The sequence below is a fragment of the Nocardiopsis sp. MG754419 genome (assembly GCF_018207095.1).
In the GTDB taxonomy this organism is placed as follows: domain Bacteria; phylum Actinomycetota; class Actinomycetes; order Streptosporangiales; family Streptosporangiaceae; genus Nocardiopsis.
Genome location: NZ_QOCZ01000200.1, coordinates 1 through 8,190, shown reverse-complemented (window position 1 = coordinate 8,190; position 8,190 = coordinate 1). Strand labels below are relative to the sequence as shown.

The 8,190-nt window shown below is 69.3% G+C and carries 7 protein-coding genes; 4 read left to right on the top strand and 3 right to left on the bottom strand.

Going from position 1 to position 8,190, the window contains the following annotated elements; all coding sequences use genetic code 11:
- Positions 1-512 (bottom strand): AAA family ATPase (locus tag DSY14_RS25455; RefSeq protein WP_211719149.1); only part of this gene is annotated, 512 nt, incomplete at its 3' end.
- 235 nt (positions 513-747) lie between these two features.
- The gene (hisS, locus tag DSY14_RS25450) at positions 748-2,067 is read right to left on the bottom strand and encodes a histidine--tRNA ligase (protein WP_211719148.1); all 1,320 of its coding nucleotides are present in this window, start codon (positions 2,065-2,067) and stop codon (positions 748-750) included.
- An 850-nt stretch (positions 2,068-2,917) separates the two neighbouring features.
- Here hisS and DSY14_RS25445 point away from each other — a divergent pair.
- From DSY14_RS25445 to DSY14_RS25430, 4 genes are all read left to right on the top strand, one after another.
- Entirely contained in the window at positions 2,918-3,535 is a 618-nt protein-coding gene (locus DSY14_RS25445; RefSeq protein ID WP_211719147.1) for an ATP/GTP-binding protein, read from the top strand.
- A 165-nt stretch (positions 3,536-3,700) separates the two neighbouring features.
- The gene (secA2, locus tag DSY14_RS25440) at positions 3,701-6,001 is read left to right on the top strand and encodes an accessory Sec system translocase SecA2 (RefSeq protein WP_211719146.1); all 2,301 of its coding nucleotides are present in this window, start codon (positions 3,701-3,703) and stop codon (positions 5,999-6,001) included.
- A 295-nt stretch (positions 6,002-6,296) separates the two neighbouring features.
- Positions 6,297-6,599, top strand: coding sequence for a DUF6406 domain-containing protein (locus DSY14_RS25435; protein ID WP_249188455.1), 303 nt, complete (start codon positions 6,297-6,299; stop codon positions 6,597-6,599).
- A 507-nt stretch (positions 6,600-7,106) separates the two neighbouring features.
- Positions 7,107-7,400, top strand: coding sequence for a Dabb family protein (locus DSY14_RS25430; RefSeq protein ID WP_211719145.1), 294 nt, complete (start codon positions 7,107-7,109; stop codon positions 7,398-7,400).
- Positions 7,401-7,678: 278 nt separating this feature from the next.
- On the opposite strand, the gene DSY14_RS25425 is transcribed toward DSY14_RS25430, so the two are convergent.
- The gene (locus DSY14_RS25425) at positions 7,679-8,020 is read right to left on the bottom strand and encodes a hypothetical protein (protein ID WP_211719144.1); all 342 of its coding nucleotides are present in this window, start codon (positions 8,018-8,020) and stop codon (positions 7,679-7,681) included.
- Positions 8,021-8,190 lie beyond the last annotated feature (170 nt).

Genomic DNA, 8,190 nt, shown 5'->3' with positions numbered 1-8,190 from the left:
GGGGTGGGACGTGAGGGCAGGGACAGCGGGGGCACCCGCCAGACGTTCTCCTCGGGCACGTGGAGCGGCTGTCGACTGGTCGCCAGGATCCGGACCCGGGGACAATCGCGCAGGATCGCCTGGCACAGTTCGGCCATCGGGCCCACGGCGTGCTCGCACGTGTCCAGCAACAGCAACAGGTGTTGGGTGCGCAGAGCCGTGATGATGCCGTCCATCAACGTCGTGGAGTCGCTCTGGACGGCGTTCAGGCCCGCGGCCACGGCGCGCAGTGCCTGTTCGTGGGTCGAGGCCTCGCTCAGGTCGACGAAACGCGCACCGTCGGGGAACTGACGCAGGACACGCTCGGCCAGGTGGAGGGCGAGTCGGGTCTTGCCGATTCCACCGGTACCGGTCAGCGTGATCATCCTGGCGTTACCGAGCAGGCGACCCAGGTCGACGATGTCACGTTCACGTCCGACGAACCGGATGAACTCGCCGGCGGACAGGGGCAGGTTGTGGCGAGGAGGAGACATGGCCTCGTTTACTAGGACACCGATGTCGATCACACCGTGTCCGTGACGTTCGCGGCGCGACCGGCACCAGTCTGGCACCCGGTACCCATGACTGTCTCGGGAATGGCCGGTTCCGGCACGAGGGGTCGGAAACCGCCCATGCCGGTCCGTGATTTGCTAAGGGCCCACGGTGACCCTCGTCGATCCACGGGGATCCCGGGGCGGGGGAGACCCGCCCCGGGACGCTCCGGAGGACTCAGTCCCTCGGGTCCCAGACCGCGGGGTCGGCGCCGGTCTGCTCGCCCCGCTCCATGTCCTTGACCTCGTGCTCGCCGTCCTCGTCGAAGGGCGGGAACCACACGAAGGGGATGCCCTTCTTGGACGCGTACTGGATCTGCTTGCCGACCTTGGCGGTGGAGTGGAACACCTCGGTGTTGAACCCGCGCTCGCGCAGCAGCTCCCCCGTGCGCAGCGCGTCGGCGCGGCGCTCGGCGTTGGGGACGACCACCATCACGTCGGTGGGGCACACGCGGCCGCCCTCGATGCGCCCCTCGGCGACGAGCTTGGCGAAGATGCGGGTCAGGCCGATGGAGATCCCCACACCGGGCAGCCTGCGGCGGATGAACTGACCGGCGAGGTCCTCGTAGCGTCCGCCCGCGCAGATGCTGCCGTAACCCGGGTCGTCGTCGAAGGACGCCTCGTAGACGGTGCCGGTGTAGTAGTCCAGGCCACGGGCGATGGACAGGTCCGCCACCACGTCGCCCTCGGGCAGGTCGGCCAGGTCGTTCATGACGAACGCCAGCTCGTCCAGCCCCTCGTCCAACAGCTCCGACGTGACACCGAGCCCGCGCACGCCGGCCACCACGGTGGGACCGTCGCCCTTGACCCGGGCCAGCGCCAGGCAGGGGTCGATCTGCTCCGAGGTGAGGCCCTCGGTGACGAGGATCTCCCGGACGCCCTCGTCCCCGATCTTGTGGAGCTTGTCCACGGCGCGGATGACCGCGATCGGGTCCTTGATGCCCAGACCCTCGTAGAAACCCTGCAGCACCTTGCGGTTGTTGACGTTCAGGGTCCAGGCGGGGATGTCCAGTCCGCTGAGCACCCGGTGCACGATGCGGGGGAGCTCGGCGTCGAAGTGCAGCGGCACCGAGTCCACGTTGATGACGTCGATGTCGCACTGGGTGAACTCGCGGAAGCGGCCCTCCTGTGGGCGCTCACCGCGCCAGACGCGCTGCGTCTGGTAGCGCTTGAACGGGAAGGTCAGCTCGTTGAAGTGCTGGGCGACGTACCGGGCGAAGGGCACCGTGAGGTCGAAGTGCAGGCCGAGCCTGGCGTCGGAGTCGTCCTTGGCGTCGGCCTGGAGCCGGTGCAGGGTGTAGACCTCCTGGGAGGTCTCGCCCTTGGCCATCAGCACGTCCAGGTTCTCCACCGAGGGGGTCTCCACGGAGGCGAAGCCGAAGGACTCGAACCCGGCGCGGATATGGTCCAGCCAACGCTGCTCCACGGCCCGGACCTGTGGGGTCCATTCGGGGAAACCGCTGATGGGAGTGGGGCGGACGACGCGCTGATCGGACATGTGGGGTTCTCGGCTCCCTCGGGAGTTCGTTCGGTGGACGCGCTGCCCCGTGGATCCCCGTGGGCGTGATCTCCGACACTCCTGACGCCGTGGTCGGGCGGGCCGCGCGGGCCCGTGTCGGCGCCGGTCAGGGGAGGGGCGCGCGGCCCATCCTACGCACTGGGGCGGGCTTCCGTGGTCGTCGGTTCCCCCGCGGTGGGGGAGGGGCGCTCGCCGCTCGCGTCCCGGCGCCGGTCGACGCGGAGAGGGTCGGAACGGTGGGCCTCCACCGGCCCACGTGGACGGATGTGGGCCGGTGGGGCGCAGGAGCGCCCGTGAGGGGAGGTACGGCCGGTCCGACATCGAAGAGCGAGACGTCGGTGGCGGTCGTGCGCCCCAAGGCGCCGCCGGGGCCCCGTGGGTCGCGTCCTCGTGCCAGGAGTCGACGGCGACCGCACAAATGCGGGTGCCCTCCACCCACCGTAGATGCAGGGAGCGGCGCCGGACAGGGGTCCGTGCGGCCGAAAGCGGCCGAAAACGGCCGCTCACAATGTCGTAAAGTCCGATCACCGGGGTACGGGAGTGTGCTTGTCTGACCACGGCCCGTTTCTCAATACGGACCCGTCGCCACGAGGCGGACATCCCACCTCGGGGGCACTTCGGTCGCGTGTGGACCGAAAACCCCCGCCCCGTCGTGGTCCCCACCGAGACGACCACTCTGCCGAAACCCCGGATTCCAGCGCCAGCCGGTGTTAGGTTCCAGATGCGGATCCTCCCGTGGAGGTTCGGACCCGAGCGGATCCGCCCCCTCCAGACCGGGTCGTGTGAGCCAACCGTCCGTGCAGGCCCGGCACTCTCGCTAGGACAAACAGTGATCCACTCAGCTAACAGCACGAACAACGTCCACGCACCCACCGAACTGTCCACCAAGATCATCATCGCCGGGGGCTTCGGGGTCGGAAAGACCACGTTCGTGGGGGCTGTCTCTGAGATCCCCCCGGTCCGTACCGAGGCGGCCGTCACCGCGGCCAGCGTCGGGGTGGACGACCTCTCGCACACCCCGGACAAGACCAGCACCACCGTCGCGATGGACTTCGGTCGCATCTCGCTCGACACCGACCTGACCCTGTTCCTGTTCGGCACCCCGGGGCAGCAGCGGTTCTGGTTCATGTGGGACGACCTGGTCCGCGGTGCCCTCGGGGCCGTCATCCTCGCCGACACCCGGCGCCTGGAGGACACCTTCCAGGCCCTGGACTACTTCGAGCGTCAGTACCGTCTGCCCTTCGTCGTGGCCGTCAACGAGTTCGACCCCGAGTCGGACCACAGCGCCGACGAGCTGCGCGACGCCCTGGACCTGACCCCCGACGTCCCCGTCGTCCACTGCGACGCCCGTGACCGCAAGTCCGTGGTCAGAGTCCTGGTGACCCTCGTCAAGCACGCCATGGCCATGGAGGCCCGCCAGCGCACGCAGCGCCAACTGGTCAACTAGGAACGGACCAGGGAGCGGAGGCGCCCCCGCGCGGGAGCCCGAACCCCGGAGGGGCCGGGCCGGTGCCCCTCTTGAGGGAGTTCGCGCCATTGTTGTGCACATGCGATCACCCGGGGGGAACCAACGGGTTGTGTCCGGCGTTACCCTGGCGTGGTGTTCGGACGAATGGCGGAAAGCGTCCGCCGCCTACTGGGCAAGCCCGGTGCGGTGGACCTGCGGCCTTATACCAAGCTCCTGCCGGCGATCGAGGCCGAAGAGGAGGGCCTGCGAGAACTCGGTGACGACGAGCTGAGGGAGAAGGCCATCGAGCTCGGCTACGCCGAGCTGCCCTACTCCCCGGCCGACCTGGTCGACCTGTGCGCCGTGGGCCGTGAGGCCGCGCGCCGCACCCTCGACGAACGGCCGTTCGACGTCCAGCTCCTCGGTGTCATGGCGCTGCTCGACGGTCACGTGGCCGAGATGGCCACGGGTGAGGGCAAGACCCTCGCGGGCGCCCTCGCCGCCGCCGGGTTCGCCCTGCGCGGCAAGCGCGTCCACGTGCTGAGCGTCAACGACTACCTCGCCCGACGGGACGCCGAGTGGATGCGGCCCCTCTACGGCATGCTCGGCGTCACCGTCGGCTCGATCAACGAGGACTCCGCGACCGAGGCCCGCAAGGAGGCCTACGGCTGCGACGTCACCTACGCGGCCGTCAGCGAACTCGGATTCGACGTCCTGCGCGACCGCATGGTCACCGACATCGACGACCGGGTGGTCCCCGAACCCCACGTCGCCATCATCGACGAGGCCGACTCCGTGCTCGTGGACGAGGCCCGCGTCCCGCTCGTGCTGGCCGGTGCGGCCGAGGCCGTGCCCGCCGACATCGAGATGGCCGACGTGGTGCGCGACCTCAAGCCGCGCGTGCACTACGAGGTCGACGGCGAGGGGCGCAACGTCCAGCTCACCGACGCCGGCATCGACGCGGTCGAGAAGGCCCTGGACGGCGTCGACCTCTACTCCGAGGACGACTCCTCGATCCTTCCGCAGGTCAACCTGGCCCTGCACGCGCACGTGCTGCTCCAACGCGACGTCCACTACGTGGTGCGCGACGGCGAGGTCCGCCTCATCAACGAGTCGCGGGGCCGTATCGCCCTCCTCCAGCGCTGGCCGGACGGTCTCCAGGCCGCGGTCGAGGCCAAGGAGAAGGTGGCGATCAGCGAGACCGGCGAGGTCCTGGACTCCATCACGGTCCAGGCCCTGGTCATGCGCTACCCCACGCTCGCCGGCATGACCGGTACGGCGATGTCGGTGGCCGAGCAGCTGCGCGAGTTCTACGAGCTCGAGGTCGCGGTCATCCCCTCCAACAAGCCGAACGTCCGCGAGGACCACGGCACGCGCCTGTACGCCACGCGCGAGGAGAAGGAGGACGCCCTCATCGCGCAGGTGGAGGAGGTCCACCGGACCGGCCGCCCCATCCTCATCGGCACCCAGGACGTGGCCGAGTCCGAGCTGCTCGCCGGCCGTCTGCGCGAGGCCGGACTGGAGTGCGTGGTCCTCAACGCCAAGAACGACGCGGACGAGGCGTCCGTCATCGCCGAGGCCGGCACGCACGGCGCCGTCACGGTCTCCACCCAGATGGCCGGTCGCGGCACCGACATCCGGCTCGGCGGCAGCGACATGGCCGACCGTGAACGGGTGGTCGAGACCGGCGGCCTGTTCGTGATGGGCTTCGGTCGCTACCCCAGCAGCCGCCTGGACGGACAGCTGCGTGGACGCGCCGGACGCCAGGGCGACCCGGGCGACTCCATCTTCTTCGTCAGCATGGACGACGACCTGCTCGTCAACCACGCCTCCGAGACCACCGGCTACAAGACCACCGCCGAGGGGGAGATCACCGACGACGCGTGGTTGTCGATGGTCGACCACTCCCAGCGGGTCTCCGAGGGGCAGCTGCTGGAGGTCCACCGCAACACCTGGCGCTACAACAAGCTCATCGACGTGCAGCGCGAGGTGGTCCTGGAACACCGGGAGCTGGTCCTCAGCGGTGACCAGGGCGACCGACACATCGCCAAGGACCAGAAGGAACGCCACGAGGAACTGGTCGAGGAGCTGGACGCCGCACGGGTCGCCGAGGCGGCCCGGCTCATCACCCTCTACCACCTGGACCGTGGCTGGACCGACCACAACGCGTTCCTCTCGGAACTGCGCGAGGGCATCCACCTGCGGTACCTGGGTCGCCGTGATCCGCTGGACGAGTTCAACCGTGAGGCCGTTCCGGTCTTCAAGGGTTTCCTGGACGAGGCCCGCGCCCGCGCCGCCGCGAGCTTCGCCGAACTCGAGGTGGTCGACGGTGAGCTCGACGTGAGCGAGGTCGGTGTGAAGCGTCCGTCGATGACGTGGACGTACATGGTGCACGACCACCCGTTCAGTTCCGCCCTGGAGACCCTGGTCGGTCGCCTCAAGGGCGATCGGGGATCCGACGGCTAGAGCCGGTGCGTCGCTTCATCGGCGGCGTCCCCTCGGTCGGCCGCCGGTGGAGCGTGCTCTCCCGGACCCTCGGAGGCTCCGGCCGTGCCGTCGGGCGTGCGAGCACGGGCCGAAGCGTCGGCGGAGGCCCGGAGAACACGGCCCAGGACTCATCTCACACTGATTTCTCGCGCGGGTCGGGACCAAGGTCCCGGCCCGCGCATTACTTGTGTCGGCTATTCTGCACGAAACGTCGGGCAACTCTCGCAGTCCTCTGCGCAAAAGCAGGGGGAGGGTTAATATAGACGCGTTTTCAATGGAATACGAGACGGTGGGGACTGAATCCACGGTGGTTCACGAGATCGGTGCGCAGGAGAAGATCAGTTACGGTCGCAACGACCGCTTCGCCGGCGGCCCTGTCGGTGGTGGAAGTTTCTGGATCGACGACGAGGGAAGGGCTGTCGCCAAGATCGGCGGTCCCAAGGAGTGGCGTCCCACTCCCATGATCGATGTTCGGGTAGGCGACGTGTTCAGCGTCGGAGGCCAGGTCTGGCAGGTCATGGAAATAGTCGAGGCCGATTCTCCGAGCGCGTATCTGACGGCGAGCAGGATTAGTTGATCCCGGGCCGACCTCGACGTCGGCCACTTCATTGTTCGTACCCCTGTCGGAATTGCAACCCCCGGCAACCTCACCGTTGATTGTTGCCGAGGGTATTCCCCTGCGATTTCCGGTGGGGGTGTTCGACCCCCTGGCCGTCGCTCGGACGCCACCACGGAGCCGCATCACCGGTCGACCGGTGGGTCCGCCTCCTGTGGTGACGTTCTGTCGTCGCAGGTCAGCGCGGTGTCGCGCTCCTCCCTTCGGGCCGAATCGAGACGTTCCGGTTATCCGAACGGGGTGGTCGTGTGACCACCGCTTCGTTAACGTCGAAGATGCACGGCGCGCCCCGCCGGCGACCATGGGAGGGCTCCACGCGTTCGCGGGTGCATGGCCGCCGCGTCCTGCCGAACAGGGCCGGTCCCAGGGGCTGTCCCCCGCCCCTGGGCCTGGCCTCCCGCTTTCCCTCGATCCCCGCTCCGTGCCGTGCGGCCTCGCACGAGGCCGGCCACCGGTAGGTTCGGCGGTATGGCACTTCGACACATCGCACTCTTTCGCTGGCAGGACGGCACCACCCCCGAGCAGGTCGCCCGGGTGGAGGAGGTGCTGGGTGCCCTGCCCGGCGCGATCTCCGCGCTCGACGCCTACGCCTTCGGCCCGGATCTCGGGATCGGGCCGGACACCTTCGACTTCGCCGTGGTGGCCGACGTCGCCGACCAGGCGGCCTTCGTCGCCTACCGGGACCATCCCGAACACCAGGCCGCCCTCGCGATCATCCGCCCGCTGCTGACCGAGCGGGCCGCCGTCCAGTTCGAGCTGTGAGGCCCCACCGCGCCGGCCGTGTGGTGGATCCGGTTCCCCTCTGAGCTCAGGGTGCCCCGCTCCGCCTCGACGGGGTGTTCCGAAGCCCGTCGGGATCCTGTGGTAGAACCTGTTCTTGTGCCGTGCCTCGGCCTCCGTCGGGGCGCCCGACGGTTCGGTCGTCGGGCCTCACTCGTGGTGGGCACGGAAGGGGCCGTCGCTCGTCGACCTCGGGTCGCGCCCCGACGTCGGCGGGCGACGTCGGTCGTGCCGTGTCCGGGGCGGGCGCCGGGGGCGGGTCAGCTCAGGAGGCGGGAGATCTCGCCGAAGGTCGCGCAGGGCCACGTCAGTCGGCAGCTCACGCACCGGGAGCCGTCGTGTTCCTCGGGGCTGTGCAGGAGAAGCAGGTCCACGCACACGCGGGCCAGGGTGGAGACCTCGTTGCGCGCGTTCGCGTAGAAGGCGACGTCGTTGATGCGGGCCAGCGCGCTGTCGGAGTGGGCCTCGGGGAGACCGACGGTATCCGGTTCCCAGGGAACGGCCCGATCCGAGCGGTCCAGGATGCCCTGCACACACTGCAGCAGGCGGGCGTGTTCGGAGGGTCGGCCCCTCCGGCTCGCTGGTCTGGTGAACGGCGACATCGCTGATCTCCCCCCAACGGGTGGGTACGCGGCGTCTCACCCCGCGGGGAAACGCTGTGACTCAGCGTACACAAATGAGGACCCGATGTCGCGAAGCGTGAGGGGCGTCCGTGGAGGACGTCGCAGAGTGCGGGCAGGGAGCCGGCCCCGCGGGGGAGGGGCGAACGGGG